At 60.2% G+C, this 20,699-nt stretch carries 19 protein-coding genes; 16 read left to right on the top strand and 3 right to left on the bottom strand.

All coding sequences use genetic code 11. The features are described from left to right. Nucleotides 1–16 precede the first annotated feature (16 nt). The gene (locus AB7951_RS19860; protein WP_439063220.1) at nt 17–1,717 is read right to left on the bottom strand and encodes an IlvD/Edd family dehydratase; all 1,701 of its coding nucleotides are present in this window, start codon (nt 1,715–1,717) and stop codon (nt 17–19) included. 194 nt (nt 1,718–1,911) lie between these two features. Here AB7951_RS19860 and AB7951_RS19855 point away from each other — a divergent pair, with 194 nt between their 5' ends. Genes AB7951_RS19855 through AB7951_RS19820 form a run of 8 tightly spaced genes read left to right on the top strand, consistent with a single transcriptional unit; the run spans nt 1,912 to nt 9,612 of the window. Continuing rightward, nucleotides 1,912–3,195, top strand: coding sequence for an ABC transporter substrate-binding protein (locus AB7951_RS19855; protein ID WP_120288873.1), 1,284 nt, complete (start codon nt 1,912–1,914; stop codon nt 3,193–3,195). A 9-nt stretch (nt 3,196–3,204) separates the two neighbouring features. Further along, nucleotides 3,205–4,155 (top strand): carbohydrate ABC transporter permease, encoded by a 951-nt coding sequence (locus tag AB7951_RS19850; protein WP_439063222.1) that lies wholly within the window; start codon nt 3,205–3,207, stop codon nt 4,153–4,155. A gap of 11 nt (nt 4,156–4,166) precedes the next feature. Then, nucleotides 4,167–5,009 (top strand): carbohydrate ABC transporter permease, encoded by an 843-nt coding sequence (locus AB7951_RS19845; protein WP_175368247.1) that lies wholly within the window; start codon nt 4,167–4,169, stop codon nt 5,007–5,009. Nucleotides 5,010–5,018: 9 nt separating this feature from the next. Beyond that, nucleotides 5,019–6,155, top strand: coding sequence for an ABC transporter ATP-binding protein (locus AB7951_RS19840; protein ID WP_439063223.1), 1,137 nt, complete (start codon nt 5,019–5,021; stop codon nt 6,153–6,155). After that, a complete protein-coding gene (locus AB7951_RS19835; protein ID WP_439063224.1) occupies nt 6,152–7,171 on the top strand; it encodes a Gfo/Idh/MocA family protein in 1,020 nt (339 codons plus the stop codon). Before AB7951_RS19840 ends, AB7951_RS19835 begins: the two co-directional genes overlap by 4 nt. Further along, nucleotides 7,168–7,851: a GntR family transcriptional regulator gene (locus AB7951_RS19830; RefSeq protein WP_093760894.1), complete on the top strand. Its 684-nt coding sequence runs from the start codon at nt 7,168–7,170 to the stop codon at nt 7,849–7,851. Before AB7951_RS19835 ends, AB7951_RS19830 begins: the two co-directional genes overlap by 4 nt. 46 nt (nt 7,852–7,897) lie before the next feature. Beyond that, the gene (locus AB7951_RS19825) at nt 7,898–8,683 is read left to right on the top strand and encodes an SDR family oxidoreductase (RefSeq protein WP_439063225.1); all 786 of its coding nucleotides are present in this window, start codon (nt 7,898–7,900) and stop codon (nt 8,681–8,683) included. 11 nt (nt 8,684–8,694) lie between these two features. Continuing rightward, nucleotides 8,695–9,612, top strand: a complete 918-nt coding sequence (locus tag AB7951_RS19820; RefSeq protein WP_441256028.1) for a dihydrodipicolinate synthase family protein — start codon at nt 8,695–8,697, stop codon at nt 9,610–9,612. Between the two features lie 495 nt (nt 9,613–10,107). On the opposite strand, the gene AB7951_RS19815 is transcribed toward AB7951_RS19820, so the two are convergent. After that, nucleotides 10,108–10,926, bottom strand: coding sequence for an enoyl-CoA hydratase-related protein (locus AB7951_RS19815; protein ID WP_439084195.1), 819 nt, complete (start codon nt 10,924–10,926; stop codon nt 10,108–10,110). Between the two features lie 299 nt (nt 10,927–11,225). Between AB7951_RS19815 and AB7951_RS19810 the strand changes: the two genes are divergently transcribed. The 6 genes from AB7951_RS19810 to AB7951_RS19785 all read left to right on the top strand — a co-directional run bounded on the left by AB7951_RS19810 (nt 11,226) and on the right by AB7951_RS19785 (nt 17,670). Continuing rightward, complete coding sequence (locus AB7951_RS19810) at nt 11,226–12,092, top strand: AraC family transcriptional regulator (protein ID WP_309946839.1); 867 nt, start codon at nt 11,226–11,228, stop codon at nt 12,090–12,092. Between the two features lie 126 nt (nt 12,093–12,218). After that, nucleotides 12,219–13,427: a CaiB/BaiF CoA transferase family protein gene (locus tag AB7951_RS19805; RefSeq protein ID WP_439082825.1), complete on the top strand. Its 1,209-nt coding sequence runs from the start codon at nt 12,219–12,221 to the stop codon at nt 13,425–13,427. A 1-nt stretch (nt 13,428) separates the two neighbouring features. Beyond that, nucleotides 13,429–14,169: an SDR family NAD(P)-dependent oxidoreductase gene (locus AB7951_RS19800; RefSeq protein ID WP_089267535.1), complete on the top strand. Its 741-nt coding sequence runs from the start codon at nt 13,429–13,431 to the stop codon at nt 14,167–14,169. Next, nucleotides 14,169–14,813 (top strand): glutathione S-transferase family protein, encoded by a 645-nt coding sequence (locus AB7951_RS19795; RefSeq protein ID WP_439063228.1) that lies wholly within the window; start codon nt 14,169–14,171, stop codon nt 14,811–14,813. Before AB7951_RS19800 ends, AB7951_RS19795 begins: the two co-directional genes overlap by 1 nt. A 183-nt stretch (nt 14,814–14,996) precedes the next feature. Next, a complete protein-coding gene (locus tag AB7951_RS19790) occupies nt 14,997–15,956 on the top strand; it encodes a tripartite tricarboxylate transporter substrate-binding protein (protein ID WP_441256027.1) in 960 nt (319 codons plus the stop codon). Between the two features lie 514 nt (nt 15,957–16,470). Continuing rightward, on the top strand, nt 16,471–17,670 hold the full coding sequence (locus AB7951_RS19785; protein ID WP_120288900.1) for an ABC transporter substrate-binding protein: 1,200 nt from the start codon (nt 16,471–16,473) through the stop codon (nt 17,668–17,670). 45 nt (nt 17,671–17,715) lie between these two features. On the opposite strand, the gene AB7951_RS19780 is transcribed toward AB7951_RS19785, so the two are convergent. Then, nucleotides 17,716–18,255: a winged helix-turn-helix transcriptional regulator gene (locus tag AB7951_RS19780; protein ID WP_120288901.1), complete on the bottom strand. Its 540-nt coding sequence runs from the start codon at nt 18,253–18,255 to the stop codon at nt 17,716–17,718. A 180-nt stretch (nt 18,256–18,435) separates the two neighbouring features. Between AB7951_RS19780 and AB7951_RS19775 the strand changes: the two genes are divergently transcribed. Both AB7951_RS19775 and AB7951_RS19770 read left to right on the top strand, forming a co-directional pair. After that, nucleotides 18,436–19,074, top strand: a complete 639-nt coding sequence (locus tag AB7951_RS19775) for a 2-hydroxychromene-2-carboxylate isomerase (protein ID WP_120289259.1) — start codon at nt 18,436–18,438, stop codon at nt 19,072–19,074. A 61-nt stretch (nt 19,075–19,135) separates the two neighbouring features. Further along, a complete protein-coding gene (locus AB7951_RS19770) occupies nt 19,136–20,689 on the top strand; it encodes a class I adenylate-forming enzyme family protein (protein ID WP_439062563.1) in 1,554 nt (517 codons plus the stop codon). Nucleotides 20,690–20,699 lie beyond the last annotated feature (10 nt).

Here is a 20,699-nt window from a genome sequence, read left to right as displayed (position 1 = left end):
ATCGCGAGGTAAAATCTTACGTCTTTTTCGCGATCATGAAGTCGAAATCGCAGCCTTCGTCGGCTTGGGTCACTGTCTGCTGAAACAGGCGAGCGTAGCCACGTTCAGGCAGGTTTGGATGAACCTTTGACTGTGCTGCGCGGCGCCCGTCGAGTTCGGATTCATCGACCAGAAGGCTGATGGACCGCGCATCAACGTCAAGCTTGATCTGATCACCGTTGCGAACTAGCCCGAGCGGACCGCCCACCGCGGATTCGGGCGTAATATGCAGCACGATGGTGCCAAATGCAGTGCCGCTCATGCGGGCATCTGAAATGCGCACCATGTCCTTCACACCTTGTCGGCCGAGCTTTTTTGGGATCGGCAAATAGCCCGCTTCCGGCATGCCCGGTGCGCCTTTGGGGCCGGTGTTCAGTAGCACCAGAACGTCTTCGGCCGTTACGTCCAGATCGGGATCGTCGATCCGTAGTGCCATGTCCTCGACAGAGGTAAACACCACGGCGCGGCCGGTGTGCTGCAGCAGTCGGGGCGTCGCAGCCGAGCGCTTGATGATCGCGCCGCCGGGCGCGAGGTTGCCGTACAGCACGGCCATGGAGCCTTCGGCCTTGATCGGATTGCTGCGCGGCCGGATGACGTCCTGACCGGGGACGATCTCAGCTTCGGCCGCAATCTCGCCCAGCGTCTTGCCTGCGATGGTGGGCGCACTACCATCGATAAGGTCGCCAAGTTCTGCAAGCAACTTGGGCACGCCGCCAGCGTGATGGAAATGCTCCATGTAGTGCGCACCTGACGGTTTCAGATCGATCAGCACGGGCGCAATGCGGCCGATCTCGTCGAGCATGTCGAGGTCGTAGCCATGCGGTGTCCGGTTGGCGATGGCGGTGAGATGGATGATGCCGTTGGTAGAGCCGCCGATCGCCTGCATGACAACGGTGGCGTTACGGAAAGCCGCAGGCGTCAGCAATTCCGAGGGACGTGGTCCGCCGCTTACCGCCATTTCGGCGGCGCGCTTGCCGCTTGCTTCGGCGAGACGGAAACGTTCGGCGTGCGGGGCAGGGATGGTCGCGCTCATCGGCAGCGACAGGCCCAGCACTTCCGTGACGCAGGCCATTGTGCTGGCGGTGCCCATCACCATGCAGGTGCCGACGGAGGGCGCGAGGCGCTCGTTGACTATCTCGATTTCCTCGGGGTCGATCTCGCCGGCGCGGTGCGCGCTCCAGAGGCGGCGACAATCCGTACAGGCGCCGAGCACCTCACCCTTGTGATGACCGACGACCATGGGTCCGACGGGGATCACAACCGTTGGCAGATTGACGGATGCCGCGGCCATGATCTGGGCCGGCAGCGTCTTGTCACAGCCGCCGATGACCACGATGGCGTCCATCGGCTGCGCGCGGATCATCTCCTCGGTGTCCATGGCCATCAGGTTGCGCAGGAACATCGAGGTGGGGTGCGCAAAACTTTCGTGGATCGAGATGGTCGGAAATACCATCGGCATCGCGCCGGCCAGCATCACGCCGCGCTTCACCGCCTCGATGATGGCAGGGACGTTACCGTGGCACGGATTGTAGTCGCTGTAGGTGTTGGTGATTCCAACGATCGGGCGCTCCAGCGCATCGTCGGAATAGCCCATCGCCTTGATGAACGCCTTACGCAGAAATAGCGCAAATCCCGCGTCGCCATAGTTTGTCAGCCCTTTGCGAAGCCCTTTGGACATGTCGTTTCCCCTGCGGCCACCAAAGCCGATTTTCTTCGTTACATCGCCGGCGTCGTTTGAATTGTCAATAATCTGATTGGGTACGGCGGATATAATCGCTAATACCACTCAATTGGATATTTATTATTGACAATATGACTGGACCTGTTCCAGGGTCCGGCCCAATAAAAAACAGACATCCGGAGGAGATCACCATGACGGCACGGAGAATTGGACTGGCTGCGGTTGTCGCGGCGGCTACCATCGCGAGCGCTGCTCCCGCTTTTGCGCAGGCCACGCAGATCACGATGTGGAGCAACTGGCCCGACGAGCCCGCCAAGAAGGATTGGGTGACGACGCGGGTGAAGGACTTCGAGGCTGCGAACAAGCAGTGCTCGGTCAAGCTCAGCTTTATCCCGAAGGCGGATCTCTACACCCAGGCCAAATCAGCGGTGCGGACCGGGCAGGCGCCCGACATTTTCTACATGGAACCGGATCAGCCGGAATTTCTCGCCGGAGGCTTCCTCGAACCGCTGGATAGCTATGTCGATCTGGCGCAGTACGAGGACTGGTCGAAACCGGCCTGGACATCGAAGGGCAAGGTCTACGGCCTGCCGGTCGAGGCCTATACGGTCGAGCTTTACTACAACAAGGACGCGGTCAAGAAGGTCGGCGTGGATGTGCCGGCGTCGTTCCAGCTAACGCAGGAGCAGTTCACCGATCTGGTGAAGAAGGGCGTTGCCGCCGGCATCACCCCGGTGTCGCAGGGCGTCGGCGATCGTCCGTTCCCGGGTGGCTTGCTTCTGTTCGAGTCGCTGCTGCGTAAGCTCGGTATCGAGGACTATGGCAAGCTGCTCAATGGTGGGCTGTCGTTCAAGGATCCGCGCGTCGTTGAAGTCATGACCTGGATGAAGGGGCTGGTCGATGCCGGTGCCTATCCGAAGAGTTTTTCCACGCTGAAGCTCGGTGAGTCCCACTTCTATTTCTACAACACGCCGGGCGCGCTGACCTTCCCGGATCCGAGCTGGTTCACGGGTCGCGCCTTTGCGCCACCGGAAGGTGGTGGCATGCCGGCCAATTTCCCGCTCGGCATCATGCAATTTCCGGCAATGGACAAGGGCGCTTGTCCGGACTGCAAGACGCTCGCCGTCGCCGGCAGCTTCGTGATGTATTCAAAGAGCAAGAACAAGGATTGCGCCGGTGCGCTGATGAAATCCATGGCCACCGTCGAGAATGGCACCAAGTGGATGGAGCAGGTCTCGCTGCAGACCGGTCTGAAATCCGACCCGGCCAAGATCAACAGCCCGCGCAAGGACTACTTTGCGGAGCTCAACGCACGCAACAAGAACGTCAAATACTTCTTCGGCACGCCTCTGCTGTATTACCGCGCCAAGTGTGCGGAGACCTACACCCAGGTCATGAACAACGCTTTTCCGGCTGGCCTTCTGAGCGTTCAGGAAGCCGCGGAGAAGATGGACAGCGCCTGCTTCAAGAGCTGAGTACTAACAATGACATCGATCAGCATTCCATCCGCTGCCGAGGAGGGGGCTCAGCACGCAGCCCCCTCGCTGGCCGATCCGCGCCGGGCGAGCTGGTGGGTGCTGGCCGTCTTTCTGGCGCCGGCTTTGGCGGTGTATATCGGACTGACCGCCTATCCGGCGTTTCGAACCTTCTATGACAGCTTCTTCACCATTGAAGGTCTCGATGCGACCTTCGTCGGCCTGGATAACTATCGCGCGCTGATGTCCGACGAGACGTTCTGGGTGTCGGTGCGGAACACATTCATCTGGTCGTTCATCGCGCCCGTGCTCGATGTTGTGACAGGCCTGCTGCTCGCACTGGCGCTATATGCGGGCGTTCCTGCCGCGCGCTTCCTGCGGGTCGCGTGGTTCACTCCGGTCCTTCTATCCTACGTCGTCGTCGCGATCCTCTGGATGTGGATATTCAACTACGACTGGGGAATCCTCAACGCCATGCTGCGCGCCGTCGGGCTTGGGGCACTGGCGTCGTCCTGGCTCGGTGATCCAAATTTAGCGCTCGGCGCACTCATCGTGACCCATGCCTGGAAATGGGCAGGCTTCAACATGGTGGTCTGTCTCGCGGCGATTCATTCGTTGCCGCGCGAGGTACTAGAAGCCTCCGAACTCGACAATTGCGGCTGGGGCGCCAAGCTGCGCTACGTCATTGTGCCGATGCTGCGGTCGACCTTGCTGAACCTTTATATTCTTGCCTTCATCGGCAAGATGAAGATCTTCGATCTGGTCTGGATCATGACCCAGGGCGGCCCGCTATGGGCGACCGAAACCGTATCCACCTACGTCTACAAGCGTGCTTTCAACTGGAACACCTTTGATCTCGGATATCCTTCCGCCATCGCGTCGGTGTGGTTCGTGGTGGTCTGCGCCGCTGTCATCATCCTCAATCGCCTTCTGGCGACCCGCGAACGTCTGGAGTACTGATCGTGGCTGCCATGCTTGCGGAACGCGCACCTTTGCCGCGTTTCTTCAGCCGCGGAGCGCTCGCTCTCGTGCTGGGCCTCTACACTATCTACACGCTGGGACCGTTCCTGTGGCTCGCCACGATGTCGGTGCGCACCACCGCCGAAATCAGCGCCGACCACTATGCGTGGCCCAAAGTGTTCCACTGGGAGCAGTTCCGGATCGCCTGGGTCGATTCCGATTTTGCGACCTATTTCTGGAATTCCACGATTGTCGTGGTGGGCGCCGTCGCCGTCGTGACGCTGCTTGGCGCCGCAGCAGCGCATGCGTTGGCGCGCTATCGTTTCCGCGGCAATCGGCTGGTCTACGGCATCCTGTTCTCGTCGATCATTTTCCCGCCGCAGATTACGTTGATCTCGCTGTATCAGATCCTGGTCGACTACAATCTTTACAACAGCCTGCTCGGGCTGACGCTGGTCTATGTGTCGCTGCAGCTGCCGCTGACAATCTATCTGCTGGAAGGGTTCTTTGCGCGCATTCCGCAGGATCTGTTCGACGCCGCCAAGATCGATGGCTACGGCGATCTCGAAATTTTCCGGCGCATCGTGCTGCCCATCGGCATGCCGGCGATTGCCACTACGCTGATCCTGAACTTTATCCAGCTCTGGAACGAATTTCTGTTTGCCGTCGTGCTGATCACCGATCCTGACAAGCGCACGCTGCCGGTCGGCATTCGCGCCTTCATGGGCGATCATTTCCAGGACATCGGCATGATCGCCACCGGCGTCATGATCTCCGTCATTCCGGTGATCATCGTCTACGTTTTCTTCTCAGAGAAACTCATTCGCGGCATGACTGCCGGCGCAATCAAATAAGAGGCAGCCATGGCCGTTGTCACCCTCGACAAACTCTCCAAACAATATGGGCCGACAGGTCCGGTGGTCGTTGACAAGGTCGATCTTCATATCGGCGACGGCGAATTCATGGTTCTGCTCGGGCCCTCAGGCTGCGGCAAGTCGACGACACTGCGCATGATCGCGGGCCTGGAAGAGATCAGCTCCGGCAAGCTCTCGATTGGCGATCGCGTAGTCAATCAGGTGCCGGCCAAGGATCGCGACATCGCGATGGTGTTTCAGTCCTATGCGCTCTATCCGCATATGAGCGTTGCGGACAATCTCGCCTTCGGCCTGCGCCGGCGCAATTTCGCCGCTGCCGAGATCGAACGCCGGGTGCAGGATGCGGCGAATATTCTTGGTCTGACGCCGCTGCTGACGCGCAAGCCCAGCGCGCTGTCCGGCGGCCAGCGCCAGCGTGTCGCACTCGGGCGCGCCATGGTGCGCGAGCCGATGGTGTTCCTATTCGACGAACCGCTGTCCAACCTCGACGCCGCGCTACGCGTCAACACCCGCAGCGAGATCATCAAGCAGCACAAGCGGCTGGGATCGACGATGATCTATGTGACCCACGACCAGGTCGAGGCCATGACCATGGGAACGCGGATCTGCGTCATGAATGCCGGTCGCGTTGCTCAGATCGGCGCGCCGCTCGACGTCTATTGGGAGCCGGCGGACACGTTCGTCGCCCGATTCCTGGGATCGCCACCGATGAATCTGGCGACGGCGGTTGTCGCTTCGGCCAATGAAAGCTCTGTGGCACGAAGCCAGAGCCTTGAGACGGCGCTGACGCGCTGGTCGCCTCAGTTATTGGGAAAGCTGGTAGACCAAAAAGTGACAATCGGCGTGCGCGCCGAGGATTTGCATATCAACAAGGCGGCGTTAGGCAGCGAGCCTGCGGGCCATGTGCGGGGGCGTACGATCGCGGTGGAGCCGTTGGGCGCGGAAACCTTGCTGTTGGTCGAAATCGAACCCGGCGTGGAGTGGACGGCGCGATTGCCGCGTCATGTGCCTGTCGCCATCGACGAGACCGTCGATCTGTATTTCCCGGTCAATGCGGTCTTCGTGTTTGACGCAACGACGGGCCGGGCCGTCATCGGCGAGAAGCGTCGGGATATCGGGCAATGAGCAAGCCGTTGCGGATCGGATTGATTGGTGCGGGGTGGGTCACGCAATATCATCTGCTGGCATGGCAGAAGCTCGCGGGGCGTGCCGTGGTCGTCGCGATCGCCGATCCCTCGTCGGAGAATGCTGCTGCGCGCGCCCGGCAGTTCGGTATCGCGCAATGCTTTTCGCGCGCGGAAGACATGCTGGCGGCATGTGAACTCGATGCGGTCGATATTGCTGCGCCGCGTGCCTTCCATGCGCCTTTGGTACGCCTCGTCGCCGATCGTGGTCTGCCGGTGCTTTGCCAGAAGCCGCTCGCCCCGACACTCGCAGAAGCCGAGGCGTTGGCTCGTGATGTCGAGGGTCGCATCCGGTTGATGGTGCATGAGAACTGGCGCTTTCGTGCATACTATCGCGATGCCGCATCCTGGATCAGGGACGGTCGTATCGGGGCGGTGACAGCTGCCCGTCTGACGCTGCTGACATCGGGCACGATTCCCGATGCAAACGGCCAATATCCTGCGATCGAGCGCCAGCCGTTCATGCGCGGCGAGTCCCGCATGCTGGTGGCTGAAGTGCTAATTCACCATCTCGATACTTTGCGCATGCTGCTAGGCCCGCTGGATGTGATCGCGGCGGCGCTGACCCAAACATGTCCGGATATTGCGGGTGAAGACGGTGCCGTGATCCAGATGCGATCCCGCGGCGGCGCCGGTGTGTCGTTGTTCGCGAGCTTTGCAGCTCATGGCGCGCCGATATCGCAGGCCGATCAACTCGAAATCCTTGGCACGATTGGCTCAATTCGGCTCGAAGGTACGCAGCTGAAGCTGACGGGCGCGCAAAGCGAGATCCGCGCCTACGATCTAGCTGCGACCTATCAGGGTTCCTACGATGCGACCATCGCGCATTTCATCGATGCGCTGCAAAGCAGAGCGCCTTTCGAGACCTCTCCCGCGGACAATCTGCAAACCCTACGCCTTGTCGAGGATTGCTACCGGTTGTCAGGGCGCGAAGCATCTCGAGGCAATGCCAGATGACCGTCACCAAAATTGCGTCGCGCGCCGATGAACAGGCCGAGATCATCCGACGTGTCGAAGAGGATATCATCTTTGGCCGATTACCGCCCGGCGCGCGGCTGATCGAAGACAACCTGATGGAACGCTATGGCGCCTCGCGGCACTTCGTGCGCCAGGCGCTGGTGCATCTCGAGCATACCGGCATCGTCCAGAGGGAGAAGAATGTGGGCGCGACGGTGCGTTCCTATTCGACGGCCGAGGTGAAGCAGATCTATGAAGTGCGCGAGATGCTCACGCGCCAGGCCGCACTGATGATCCCGTTGCCAGCCAAGGCGTCGCTGATCATGGAGCTCGAAGCCATTCAAGCAGAATATGTGCGGTATGCCGAGCGCGGCGATTTGCGCGGCATTCACGACACCAATGACGCGTTCCACATCGCTCTGTTTGCGGCGTGCGGAAACCCGTATCTGGTGCGATCGCTGCAGGATTACATGGGCCTGACACTGCCCATGCGTGCCAAGAACCTTGCCGATCACAACGGGCTGCAGGTGTCGATCCAGCAGCACGATATGATGATTTCACTGCTGCGTGGCAACGACAATTGGGCGCTGTCGCAGCTCTGCGTCGAGCACATGCACTCCAGCAAGGCCGATTACCTGCAACGCGTGGCCGTGCCCGGCCCAAATCTAGGGCCGGACTGACAGGCCAACACGCATATCGATTCAGCATTTCGACAAAGGACAGGACATGGATCTCGGACTTCAGGGCAAGGTCGCGCTGGTGCTTGGCGCCGGTGGCGGCCTTGGAAGCGCTATCGCGAAGACGCTGGCGAGTGAAGGCGCGCGTGTCGCGCTTGCGGACATCGACGCGGCCGCGCTCGATCGTGTCGTCGCGGAGATCAAGCAGGATGGAGGCGACGCGATGGCCGCCGCTTTCGATCTGGCCGATCGTGCCGCGATGGATGCGCGCGTCAGTGCCATCGAGGCAGCGTTCGGCCCCATCGACATCCTTGTCCACAATACCGGTGGGCCGCCGCCGACGCCTGCTGCCGGGCAGGACCCGGAACTGTGGAGCAGGAGCTTCGAGCAGATGGTGCTGTCGGTCATCACGCTGACCGATCGCGTATTGCCCGGCATGCGCGCCCGCAAATGGGGACGTATCGTGACATCGACATCGTCTGGCGTGGTGTCGCCGATTCCCAATCTCGGCATTTCGAATGCACTGCGATTGTCACTCGTGGGCTGGTCGAAGACGCTGGCCCGCGAAGTTGGACGTGACGGCATCACAGCCAATATCGTGCTTCCAGGCCGGGTTGCCACCAGTCGCATCCGTTTCCTGGACGAGCAGAAGGCAAAGCGTGAAAGCCGCTCCGTCGAGGACGTGTCTGCGGAGAGCACCGCCAGTATTCCTGCCGGCCGTTATGGTGAGCCACAAGAATATGCTGATGTGGTCGCCTTTCTCGCCAGCACCCGCGCATCTTACGTCAACGGCTCGGTCATCCGCGTCGATGGTGGTCTCATTACTAGCATCTGAAGGATCAAATCATGGCTCTCGACGCAACCGCCTCTGGCGTCTTCCCAATCGCCCCCACCCCGTTTCATCCCGATGGTCGTCTTGATGAGGCCTCGCTCGGCACATTGATCGACGGATACCTCAAGGCTGGCTCAACCGGCGTCACGGTGCTTGGCATCATGGGTGAGGCGCCGAAGCTCGAGCCCGAGGAATCGATCGCGATTGCTAAGCATTTCGTGAAGGGCTTCGGAAAACTGCCGGTGATCGTCGGCGTTTCGGCACCCGGATTCGCCGCGATGCGTGCGCTGTCGCGGACTGTGATGGAGAACGGTGCGGCGGGTGTGATGATTGCTCCGGTGCCGAGCCTGCGCACGGACGATCAGATCATAGGCTATTATCGTCAGGCTATTGAGGCAATCGGCGCCGACATTCCGTTCGTGATCCAGGACTATCCTTTGACACTGTCGGTGCAGATGACGCCGAAAGTCATCCGCCAGATCGTCCAGGAGAACCCGTCCTGCGTCATGCTCAAGCATGAAGATTGGCCGGGTCTTGAAAAGATATCGACGCTGCGTGCGTTCCAGGCTGAAGGGTCGTTGCGGCCGATCTCGATTCTGACCGGGAATGGCGGACTGTTCCTCGATTTTGAAATGGAGCGCGGCGCAGACGGCGCGATGACCGGCTACGCGTTCCCTGACATGCTCGTCGAGCTGGTCAAGCTGCAGAAGGCCGGCAAGCGCGACGAGGCGCATGATCTGTTCGATGCGCACTTGCCGCTCTTGCGATACGAACAGCAGCAGGGCGTTGGCCTTGCCGTGCGGAAGTATGTGGTGATGAAGCGCGGGTTTCTGGCGTCGGACGCCCAACGCAAGCCCGGTTCCGCACTGTCAGCGAAGGCGCGCGAGGAGATCGATTACATGCTGCATCGCCTACAGCGCGCGGTAGCGTAAGCGCCCACGAGCGAACGTCAGCTCCCGGCGCAAAGCGGACATCGTTGACCCACGAAATCTCCCTCGTGGCATCGTTGCCGCTCGGATGGCCGCACAGCATCAACACGTTGGTTTCAACTAGCGATAGCCTGCCGTGCGATTAATTCTTGGCGATTGTAAGCTGGACCCATACTTCATTGCTCGCGACGTCGGTCGCGGCTCTGGTGTAGGTCTACATCGTCGCACATCCTCGGTATCAGTGTCGAACTCGCGGTGGTGTACAGTTAGATGTGGAAGAGCGGTGAACAGGTGAACGAAAAGTGGTCGGCGTCAAATGACGTAGTGCACGCCGTGCCAGTTATGAGCGTCGTCGAGTTTTGCGGTCTCGACGTGAATATACGTGCAGATCTTGCATAGGTAGACTCTCACCTCGACCCCGTCGTCGTATTTGCAGTGTCGATCTAAAGACATCTGGTAACGGCATCTCAGGCAACGCGTATTGTCTGCCATCTGCGCTCACCGAAACACCGCTGGACGCTTCTCGACGAACGCTCTGACGGCTTCGCGATGCTCCTCGGTCTGCGCGGAGCGGACCAGCCGCTCGGCCTCCTTGTCTAGCGATGCGGCAAAGCCGACGTTTTGCACCTCGTCCAGGTTGTCTTTCATGGCGCTGTAGGCCTTTGTGGGTCCATTCGCCAATTTCAACGCGATCATGAACGCCTCCTCGGCAAGCCTGTCGGCGGCCACGATCCGATTGAATAATCCCATAGTTTCGCAGCGTTGTGCATCGACTCTGTCGGACAACAACATCAGTTCTCTTGCGCGGGCGGCTCCCACCGTTCGCGTGAGTAGCCAGGCGATGCCGTAGTCGCCGCTCAGCCCGATTCTGGCATAGGCCGTACTGACGAATGCTTGCTCAGCTGCGATGCGGATATCGCAGGCCAATGCGAGCGAGAGGCCTGCGCCTGCAGCCGCACCGGGAAGGGCCGCGACCGTCGGCTTCCGCATCTCGAACAGCGCGCCGGTCAAAGTGCGTTGACGTTCGATCAGGCGCGTTACTTTCTGACCAAAGGTTAGTTCGTCTGTGCTGCTGCGGTCGCCCATGCCTTTCACATCGCCACCCGCGCAGAAAGCCTCGCCGGCGCCGGTGATCAGCACCGCGCGTATGCCATTGTCGGTCGAGCAGTATGCGATCATCCGGCGCAGGGCGGGTGTGAGTTTGTCCGACAGCGCATTGCGGGCCGCCGGGCGATTGAGCGTGATCACGGCGACCCGACGGTCGATATGACAAAGCAATTCGTCCGTTCCCGTTTCGACCGAAACCGGCGTCAAGATCGTCATGAAGAGTCCCCCCGTCGTGCACTGTTCGAAAATTGACAGTTCTAAAATAGAACTATAATCTTCGGGCAAGAGGCTGCAAGGCAGGATCGTCTCCGCTTGAGCCGATTGTCAAAGACGGTCAGCTGAATGACCGTCGGGAGGAAATAGATGCGCGGTCTGTCCGCGAAGTCCGATGGACTTCCGACGGAGCGATGTTGTGCCCGGTCGCGTGGAAACAGCATCCTCATCTCGAGCCATCCAGGCGTTGCGGTTGCCGAGCGAGTTGTGCATCGACGCGCAGGGGAGACAGTCGCATGAGCAATGTATCCGAGAATGGAGAATTCATCAGGATCGTCGGCGGTCGCGTGCTGTCTAACACCGTCGTCCGCACGCCCGTAATCCGGATTGAAAGCTTCCGCAGGGACGTGTCGAAGCAGGTTCAATGGCATTTCAAGCAGCCAGAACTAGCGCTCTTCTTCTATAGGAGGGGTGCGCGGAAGCTGCGCGGCAAGATGGATGGTCAGTCGTTCGACCAGCAACTTGCCGGCAACTTGGCCGTCTATCCGGCTGGCTTGGAGATCGACGGCGAATTCACCGTCACATCGGCAAAGTCGGATTATACAGTCGTGTTCTTCGACCAGACGTTCATATCGGAACGACTTCCAAGCTTTGCGGCAGCGCCGAGACTGGGGTTCGATAACCCCGCAATCGCCTTCGGACTGGAAGAACTGTGCAGCGAGCCGCATCATGACGACGATGTCTATGCGATGATGGCAGAGGGGTGGGCAATCCAGACACTCGCTGTTCTAAAGCGGTTGAGCGGCACCAAGACGCCGCTTGGCAACCGAGGTGGTCTCACCCAGTGCAATCTTAAAAGGATCTCCGAGTTCGTCGAGGAAAACCTCGGTCGGTCGATCGGATTGATGGAGATGGCTTCGCTGGTCGGATTGAGCACTCGACATTTCATTAGGGCATTTTCCGAAAGTACCGGCGATACCCCGCATCAGTATGTCATCGGTCGGCGCATTGAGCGCGCCAAATACCTTCTTATTAGTGAGAAGTGTTCGCTGACGGAAATTGGCCTTGCAGTTGGCTTCAGCCATTCGCAACATTTCACGACGAAATTCAAACAGCACACTGGTCTTTGTCCGTCGGGCTTTCGCGCCGCGGTGCGGCATTAGCAAAGTCGGAAAGCAATGTCGCTTTCACGTAGATCCGGCACTATCTGGCAAGCCTGGTCGCCCGCGTTCTTCTAACAGATCCACTCAACGGTGCGTCGTGCGCCGAATGCAGTGGGAATGGAACGCATGCCAGGGCCTCTTTTGGGAGTTCGCGTACTTGATCTGACCAGCGTCGTGTCGGGTCCATTTGCAACCATGTTCTTGGCGGACCAGGGCGCTGAGGTCATCAAGATCGAGCCGCTGGGCGGTGACATCACGCGCCGCAGCCGGGCCGCCATCGACAAGGCCGGGCAGTTCTCGGCGCTGTTCATCTCGTCGAACCGAGGCAAGCGCTCGATCTCGCTCGATATCAAAAGCGAAGCCGGTGCGCGGATTGTCAAGAAGCTCATCGCCCAGTCCGATGTCCTCGTGCAGAACTTTCGCCCGGGTACGATGGAGCGTCTCGGGTTGGGAGCCAACGAACTCCGGGCGCAATATCCGCGCCTCATCTACGTTTCGATCAGCGGGGTTGGTGAAACCGGGCCGTACGCCAAGAAACGCGTCTACGATCCGATCGTTCAGGGGCTATCGGGTTTCGCCGACATCCAGTCGCAGGCCGGCACCAACCGACCTCAGATGATACGGACCATCGTCGCGGACAAGACGACGGCAGTGCTGACGGCACAGGCCGTGTCCTCGGCGCTCTATGCGCGCGAGAAGACTGGACGCGGCGATCACATTCGGGTCGCGATGCTGGACGCCATGCTGTCGTTCCTGTGGCCTGAAGGCATGATGCAACACACCGTCGTCGGCGCGGAGGCCTCGTCGCCGGATCCTAATGATCGCCCCGATCTGATCTTCAAGACCGTGGACGGCTATATCACCGCAGGCACGATCTCGGATTCCGAGTGGCAGGGCTTCTGCCGCGCCACCGACGACCCTGAGCTCGTCAAGGACGAGAGGTTCGCGACGCCTGCGGGGCGCTCGGTCAATGCCACCGCGCGCATCAACAAGATGCAGGAATACATCGCCACCCGGACCACGGCCGAATGGCTTGCCAGGCTGGACGCCGCGGACGTGCCATGTGCACCGGTGCTGCGCCGTAGCGAGATCGTCGCCAACGAGCAGGTGGTGGCGCGCGGCATCATCCAAGAGTTGGAGCAGCCGTCCGTCGGCCGCGTCCGTCAGCCGAAACCGGCGGCCCGGTTCGAAGAGCGCCCGGCGGCCATCGGCGGGCCGGCACCACGCATTGGCGAGCATAGTCGGGAGATCCTGCGAGATCTTGGCTTCGACGATGCGGCAATCACCGAGATGACCCTGTCGAAGGTCGTCCGAATTGAAGGCGAGGGACGTTGACATGACTGACAAGAAGCAGGTGGCGCTCCTGGTGGGAGCGGGGGATGCAATTGGTGCGGCCGTCGCACGGCGATTTGCACAGGGGGGATACGCGATCTGTATCGCGCGGCGCGATGCTGAAAAGTCTGCGGGCCTGGTCGAGGAGCTGCGCGCGCAGGGGCACGATGTCCACGCCAGATCGATCGACGCCCGAAACGAGGAGGAGGTGCAGCGGCTGTTCCAGACGGTGGAAGATGAGATGGGCCCCATCGCGGTGTGCCTGTTCAATGCCGGATCCAATGTGCAGAAGCCACTGCTCGAAACGACCGGGAAGCTGTTCTTCAAGGCCTGGGAACTAGCCTGCTATGCCGGCTTCCTGGTGGGACGTGAGGCAGCGAAGCATATGGTGCCGCGCGGCGCCGGCACGATGCTGTTCACCGGCGCGACGGCCAGCATGCGCGGCGGCAGCGGCTTTGCCGCTTTCTCGGCAGCGAAATTCGGTCTGCGGGCCGTTGCGCAGGCCATGGCGCGAGAGCTCGGACCGAAGAACATCCACGTCGTGCACCTGCTGATCGATGCCGGCGTCGACAGTGAGGCGATCCATGAGCGGATGAGGAGCCGTGGCCTGGATCCTGCCGCCCGTCAGCCCGACAGCCTCACCACGACGGCGTCGATTGCGGAAGCCTATTGGTTCGCCCATGCGCAGAAGCGAGACGGATGGACGCATGAGCTCGATCTTCGGCCGGCTGCGGAGAAATGGTGATGAACCCGGAACTCGTGTTGTGGGGCGTTGGCACCAGCCGGACCATCCGACCTCACTGGGCGCTTCATGAATTGAAGCTTCCCTATACCCGAAAGCCGATCCTGCCGCGGACGGGGGAGACCGAAACGCCGGAATATACGGCCCTCAATCCCCGGCAAAAGGTGCCGCTGTTGCAGGACCACACGCTCGTCATCGGCGAGAGCGCTGCGATCATCGCCTATCTAGCCAAGACCTATCCCGACCAGGCCGCCTCCCTCATTCCGAAAGACTCCGAGACTTACGCGAAGTGGCTCGAATGGTGTTTCTTCATCGTCACCGAGCTGGATTCCACGAGCCTGTACGTCATGAGGCGGCATGGGCAGATCAAGGGACTGTCTCACATCTATGGTGATGCACCGGGCGTTGTCGCCCAGGCTGCGGAGTATTTCAGGAAGCAGTTGAAGCACGTCGATGCGGCGCTGTCCGACGGGCGGGAATATCTCCTGGGTGAACAGTTCACCACCGCAGACATCCTGCTGACCACGTGTCTGACCTGGGCCATCGATTATCAGGTAGCGATCTGCGACAGCGCGACGCCCTATCTCGACCGTGTGCTGAATCGCTCCGCCTATCGGGATGCCTCGGCGGCCAACAAGCCGGGCTGATCGCTCCAACAAGACCGGGCGGCGTTGCAGCCGTAACACCGGCGACGCTGGCCGCGCGTAAGCGAAATTGCGCCGGTCTCAAGACGACGATCCGCAGCCGAACAGGCCTCAATGACGCGGACGGAAAAATGACGACGCCTATCAGAGGGAGGATGAAGAATGAAAATAACGCGCCGATCTTTCTTGGCCGCAACGGCGTCCACCGTTGCAGTCCCGTCGATCGCACGATCGGCGGCGGACACCTGGCCGCAGCGACCGATCAGGATCGTCGTCGGCTTCGCCCCGGGCGGACAGACCGACGTCTATGCGCGGATGTATGCCGAGTTCATCGGAAGCCAGACCGGCGTGCCAGTGATCGTCGAGAACAAGACCGGCGCGCTCGGTTCGATTGCCGGGGCCGAGGTCAAGCGGGCAGTGCCGGACGGCTATACCATCCTGTTCAATACGTCTGGCGCGATGACCGTGAACCGCGTGCTGGTCAAAGATCTTGCCTACGACACGGATAAGGATTTTCAGCTGGTTTCGGCGATGCCGACGGGTGGACTGCCGCTCATCATGCGCAAGCAGCTGGGCATCACCGACCTCGACGGCGTCGTTCGTCATGCACGCGCGATGGGGCGCATGACGCTCGGAACGTTCGGGGTCGGCTCACCTCCGCACCTCACGATCCTCGCGCTCAACAAGCAATATGGCCTGAACATCGAGCCGATCCACTACCGTGGTGAGGCACCGATGTTCACCGATATGCTGGCACAGACGGTCGACGGCGGTGTCGGTACGATCGTCGGCGCGCAGCCGGTCCTGCAGAGCGGGTCGGGTGCAGTCGTCGCTGTGCCGCGCAAGCGGCTCACGACCTTTCCGGAAGTCAGGACGTTTGCCGAGCAGGGGGCGGATTCGCCGCTGTTCGGTCTGCTGACCTATCAATGCTGCGCGGTGCCCACCGGTACGCCAACGGCCATTGTCGAACGCCTGTCGGATCTCATCATGCGGGCGGCGCAGACCGAAAAGGTCAGGACGATGTTCCAGACGTTTGGAATCGATGAAGGACCGATGTCGATGCAGGCGACGCGCGAGCTCTATGCGCGGGAAGCGCCAGTCTGGATCGAGCTTGCAAGGCAAGCGATTGCAGATCGAAAAACCTAGCGGCGACGTCGCGTCAGCTCGCCACTTGCGCGGCGGTCATTTTGCGATTGACAAGTTCTTTAAAAGAACTGACCTTGATCACCAAGGTCGCTGACCAATAATTGCGATCAAATGATTGCATGCCGCCGCGATCATTGCGGCGAGCCAGGGGAGGATATGATGCGCCGGATCACGACAGCGTTGATGGTTTGCGATCCCAACGGCGGTGCATGCCGCGCGCGGCACCACGTGGCGCGGTGATCGGTGCCGGTGGAATCGCGCGTCATCGGCCCATCGATCGATAGCCAAACTCATTTCGAGGGCTGCCGGGTTTGAACGACGCAGCAGCGCCGGGCTTGGCCGGTCTCTGCCCTGACGAGCCACGGCACCTCGGGGATGGCCGATCCGGGCGCTTGTCGCTGTCACCGATGGGTCATGTGCAGGGCTGTTTCGCTCGGCGACGTTGGCGAGAGCTCTTCATTCGAGAATTTTAAATGGCAGGCAGTCAAGCTTGCGGCACTGGAGGGAGCGGACAATGATGAGAAGAATGTTTGTTGGCGTTGCAATGGCAGCGACACTGTTCGGACTGCAGGCGCGAGCCGAGACAGTCGGCGTCACGGATACCGAAATCAAAATCGGTGCGACCTTTCCGTTCAGCGGACCTGCGTCGCCCTTGAGCAATACCGGCAAGGGGCTCATTGCCTATGTCAACTCGATCAACGATCGCGGCGGCATCGGCGGCAAAAAGATCAATCTCATTACCTATGACGACGCCTATAGCCCGCCGAAAACGGTCGAACAAACGCGCAAGCTGGTTGAGAGCGACGAGGTTGCGTTCCTGTTCGGCCCGCAGGGCACGCCTGGAATTGGAGCGACGATCAAATACGTCAACGCGAAGAAGGTCCCGCACCTGTTCGTGGTGAGCGGCGTCAACAAGTTCACGAACTTCAAAGAATTCCCGATGACGACGACGGGCCTGCCCAGCTACGACACCGAGGGAAAGATCTACGCCAAATATATCTCGAAGGTGCTGCCGGATGCGAAGATCGCGCTATTGTATCAGAACGACGATCTCGGCAAGGACTTCCTCGCGGCGTTTAAGGCGTATTTCAAGGACGCTTTCGACAAGAAGGTCGTGGCATCCGCATATGAACTGAGTGAGCCCACCATCGACTCCCATGTGGTGAATCTGAAAGCCTCGGGCGCGGCAGCGTTCCTGGTTGCCGGCACGCCGAAATTCGCCGCGCAGGCGATCAAGAAAGCGTCCGAAATAGGCTGGAAGCCGCTGTTCCTGATCAACTACGTCTCAAGCTCGGTCTCGTCGACAATCGTGCCTGCAGGACCCGACAAGGCGATCGGTATCGTCGCGGCGACCATCGCAAAGGATCCGAGCGACAGCAAATGGGCGGATGATCCCGGGGTCCAGTGGTACAAAGCCCACTTCGCGAAATATCTGCCCGGTGCCGACATTGGCGATGCGAACTATGTGTATGGCACGGAGCAGGGCCAGATACTGGAGCAGGTTCTGAAACAATGCGCTGGCGATTATTCCCGCGAGAATATCGTGAAGCAGGCACGCAATATTCGGGGCCTGTCCCTGCCGACGTTGATGCCGGGAATTACTATCAATACCGGACCGCAGAATAGCATGGCCTATACCCAGCTTCAGCTGCAGCGCTGGAACGGGAATTCCTGGGACCAATTCGGCGGTCTTCTGGACGCGAGCTCGGAGTAACGCAGTCGTCGCCAAGTCCGGCTTGTTCTTCGTCCGGACTTGGCCTCAGGCGCGTTTTGCCCTGGAAGCGGTGGCTTTCGGCGTCTGCACCTTAACCTGTGTCTTGGCAATCTGCGTCCTCGGCATTGCCGTTTCGCGAGCGCCAGGCCCCGGATGGACGTGGACTTCCTTCGCAAGCACCGGCTCGCCGCATTCCGAGCAGATCATGAGCGGATCGAAGTGCTTGCCGCATGACTTGTGCTCGTGAAGCATCGGTCGCCCCCGCGAGTCGACCATGTGGATGTTACCCCAATGAACGACCGACATGATGATCGGGTAAAGGTCCAGTCCCTTCTGGGTCAAAATATACTCGTATCGCTTGGGTGCATCCATATAGGGAATGCGCCGGAGCACACCGAATCGAACCAGCTTCTTGAGGCGGTCGGCGAGCAGGTGCCGTGTAATTCCCAGCGATGTCTGGAAGGCGTCGAAGCGACGCTTGCGCAGGAAGCATTCACGCAAAATCATAAGCGTCCAGCGGTCGCCAATCACCGCGACGGTGCGGGCCAGCGAACACGGCTCTTCCTCAAGCGAATCCCATTTCATCCCACGTCTCCGGCATTCCCATTCCGCGCATTCTATTTTGGCATGGACCTCAAAACAATACCGTTGTCGTCGTTCCGGTTTCAAAGCAGGTTTCGCCGTTGACAGTTCTAAAATAGAACTCTAGCGTTCGGTGAGGGCGGACATTTGATCGTGCCCATCAAGATACAAGGGGAGGCGCCGTTGACCGATCGATCACAGCCGGAATTCCATTTCGATTTCGGCAGCCCGAACGCCTATCTCGCCGAAGCCGCACTCGCGGGTATCGAGCAACGCACCAAGGTCAAATTTCAATATATTCCGGTCCTGCTGGGCGGGATTTACAAAGCTACCGGTAATATGTCGCCTGCGGAGTCGTTGCGCGGCATCAAGAACAAGCCTGAATATCAGAGGCTGGAGTCCGAGCGCTTCATCCGGCGCCACGGTATCACCAAGTTCAACAGCAATCCGTTCTTCCCCGTCAACACGCTTATGCTCATGCGCGGCGCTGTCGCGGCTAAGTTCGAAGGTGTGTTCGATCCGTATTTTAGGGCGGCCTACCACCATATGTGGGAAGAGCCGAAGAAGATGGACGACCCCGAAGTCTTCGCCGCGGCCTTCAAATCCTCCGGCATCGACATCGACAGGTTGGTCGCGCGGGCGCAGCAGGACGACGTCAAGCAGAAACTCATCAAGGACACGAATGACGCGGTTGCTCGCGGGTCGTTCGGGTCGCCGACGTTCTTCGTCGGCAACGAGATATTCTTCGGCAAGGACAGTCTCAGGGATGTGGAAGAGGCGATCGTTGAGCAGGCTTCTGTCCTGAAAACGAGGACGGCCTAGGTTACCTGACCATACAATCCAGAAGCTGCGACCAAGCGGCTCTTTTCCCGGGAGGACGAAGATGTTTAAGACGGTGGAAACCGATGAGGCAGCGCGCATACTTTCCGCGTTGCCGCGCCGCATCGACCAGGTCATTGATTGCCATGCTGTCGAAACACCCGATCGGATAGCGTTGATCGACGACGGGGACAGCATGACCTATGGTCAGTTGCATAAGGCCGTCGCGGATATTGCCTTTGACCTCACCAAGCTCGGCATCAGGCCCGGCGACCGCCTGATGATCGTCAGCGAAAACAGCATTCCGCTCGCAGGTCTGCTGCTCGCGGCAAGTCGCCTCGATGTCTGGGCGATCGTCGTCAATCCGCGGCTGTCCGCTCGGGAATTGGATCAGATCAGGGATCACAGCGGGGCGCGCCGCGTTCTTCTGACAACCGGCGTGTCCAAGGAAGCGGCGAGTCATGCCGCGCGGTATGAAGCCCAAGCGCATCTGATCGGCCCGCTATCCGAGGTGGCCGTGACCGCCCTCAATGAGGGTACGTCACCTGAGCCCGTCGAGGACAGTCCGAAGGATCAGGTCGCCGTTCTCATCTATACGTCCGGTACGACCGGCACGCCGAAGGGCGTGATGCTGACGCACGAGAATCTGCTGTTCAGCGCCAAGACCACGGCCGACATCCGTCGCATGACGCCAGACGACAAGCAGTACATCGTTCTCCCGATCTCGCACATCGTCGGCATTTCGTTGCTGGTGATGACCTTGATGACGGGTGCGCCCGTCCGGTTGGCAAGCAAGTATGATCCGGCCGCATTGGCAAAGGCGATCTCTGACGAAGGCATCACGATTCTGAACGGCGTGCCGGCGACCTATCAGCGATTGCTGGAATACAAATCGATCGCCGGCTTGAGCAAGCTCGATCCGGGCTCTTTGCGCCTCATTGCGGTCGCAGGTGCGCCGCTCGATCTGGATTTGAAGTCGCGCGTGGAGCAGGAGCTCGGGCTCTCACTGTTGAATGGCTATGGCATCACTGAATGTTCGCCCGGGCTGTCCGGCGTACGTATTGATGCGCCGCGCGATGATCAGGCGGTTGGCCCTCTGCTGCCAGGTATCGAGGCGAAGATTCTGGGTCTCGACGGATCGCACAAGACTGCCGGCGAGGTCGGCGAGCTCCATGTCCGCGGGCGGAATGTGATGCGCGGCTATTATCGGGCGCCGGATCTGACCGCGAAGGCGATCGATCCGGATGGCTGGTTCAACACCGGCGATCTGGCCCGCTTCGAGGGGGATTGTCTCTTCATTGTCGGCCGCACCAAGGAAATGATCATCCGCTCGGGCTTCAACGTCTACCCCGCCGAGATCGAAGCGGTGTTGAGTACGCATGCCTCGGTCGTGCAGTGTGCGGTCGTGGGGCGCCCGGTGGACGGTAACGAAGAGGTCGTCGCCTTTGTGCAGCTTCTTCAGGGGACCGAGACAACGGCCTCCGATCTGATGGCGCATGTCAGCCCTCAGCTCACATCCTACAAGCGCCCGTCGGAGATCATCGTGCTGCCGGCGCTGCCGGCCACATCCACGGGCAAGATTCTGAAGCACAAGCTGGCGGAATCGCTGCGCAGCTAAGCAGATTGCG

Source organism: Tardiphaga sp. 285_C5_N1_2, from assembly GCF_052076065.1.
Lineage (GTDB): Bacteria > Pseudomonadota > Alphaproteobacteria > Rhizobiales > Xanthobacteraceae > Tardiphaga > Tardiphaga robiniae.
Note: the sequence above shows the minus strand (reverse complement) of the source record. Positions and strands in the feature narration are given on the sequence as shown.

What these genes read in the sequence shown, in the direction of transcription:
- AB7951_RS19860 (WP_439063220.1), bottom strand. Translation starts at nt 1,717, where the DNA reads ATGTCCAAAGGGCTTCGCAAAGGGCTGACAAACTATGGCGACGCGGGA.
- AB7951_RS19855 (WP_120288873.1), top strand. Translation starts at nt 1,912, where the DNA reads ATGACGGCACGGAGAATTGGACTGGCTGCGGTTGTCGCGGCGGCTACC.
- AB7951_RS19850 (WP_439063222.1), top strand. Translation starts at nt 3,205, where the DNA reads ATGACATCGATCAGCATTCCATCCGCTGCCGAGGAGGGGGCTCAGCAC.
- AB7951_RS19845 (WP_175368247.1), top strand. Translation starts at nt 4,167, where the DNA reads ATGCTTGCGGAACGCGCACCTTTGCCGCGTTTCTTCAGCCGCGGAGCG.
- AB7951_RS19840 (WP_439063223.1), top strand. Translation starts at nt 5,019, where the DNA reads ATGGCCGTTGTCACCCTCGACAAACTCTCCAAACAATATGGGCCGACA.
- AB7951_RS19835 (WP_439063224.1), top strand. Translation starts at nt 6,152, where the DNA reads ATGAGCAAGCCGTTGCGGATCGGATTGATTGGTGCGGGGTGGGTCACG.
- AB7951_RS19830 (WP_093760894.1), top strand. Translation starts at nt 7,168, where the DNA reads ATGACCGTCACCAAAATTGCGTCGCGCGCCGATGAACAGGCCGAGATC.
- AB7951_RS19825 (WP_439063225.1), top strand. Translation starts at nt 7,898, where the DNA reads ATGGATCTCGGACTTCAGGGCAAGGTCGCGCTGGTGCTTGGCGCCGGT.
- AB7951_RS19820 (WP_441256028.1), top strand. Translation starts at nt 8,695, where the DNA reads ATGGCTCTCGACGCAACCGCCTCTGGCGTCTTCCCAATCGCCCCCACC.
- AB7951_RS19810 (WP_309946839.1), top strand. Translation starts at nt 11,226, where the DNA reads ATGAGCAATGTATCCGAGAATGGAGAATTCATCAGGATCGTCGGCGGT.
- AB7951_RS19805 (WP_439082825.1), top strand. Translation starts at nt 12,219, where the DNA reads ATGCCAGGGCCTCTTTTGGGAGTTCGCGTACTTGATCTGACCAGCGTC.
- AB7951_RS19800 (WP_089267535.1), top strand. Translation starts at nt 13,429, where the DNA reads ATGACTGACAAGAAGCAGGTGGCGCTCCTGGTGGGAGCGGGGGATGCA.
- AB7951_RS19795 (WP_439063228.1), top strand. Translation starts at nt 14,169, where the DNA reads ATGAACCCGGAACTCGTGTTGTGGGGCGTTGGCACCAGCCGGACCATC.
- AB7951_RS19785 (WP_120288900.1), top strand. Translation starts at nt 16,471, where the DNA reads ATGATGAGAAGAATGTTTGTTGGCGTTGCAATGGCAGCGACACTGTTC.
- AB7951_RS19780 (WP_120288901.1), bottom strand. Translation starts at nt 18,255, where the DNA reads ATGAAATGGGATTCGCTTGAGGAAGAGCCGTGTTCGCTGGCCCGCACC.
- AB7951_RS19770 (WP_439062563.1), top strand. Translation starts at nt 19,136, where the DNA reads ATGTTTAAGACGGTGGAAACCGATGAGGCAGCGCGCATACTTTCCGCG.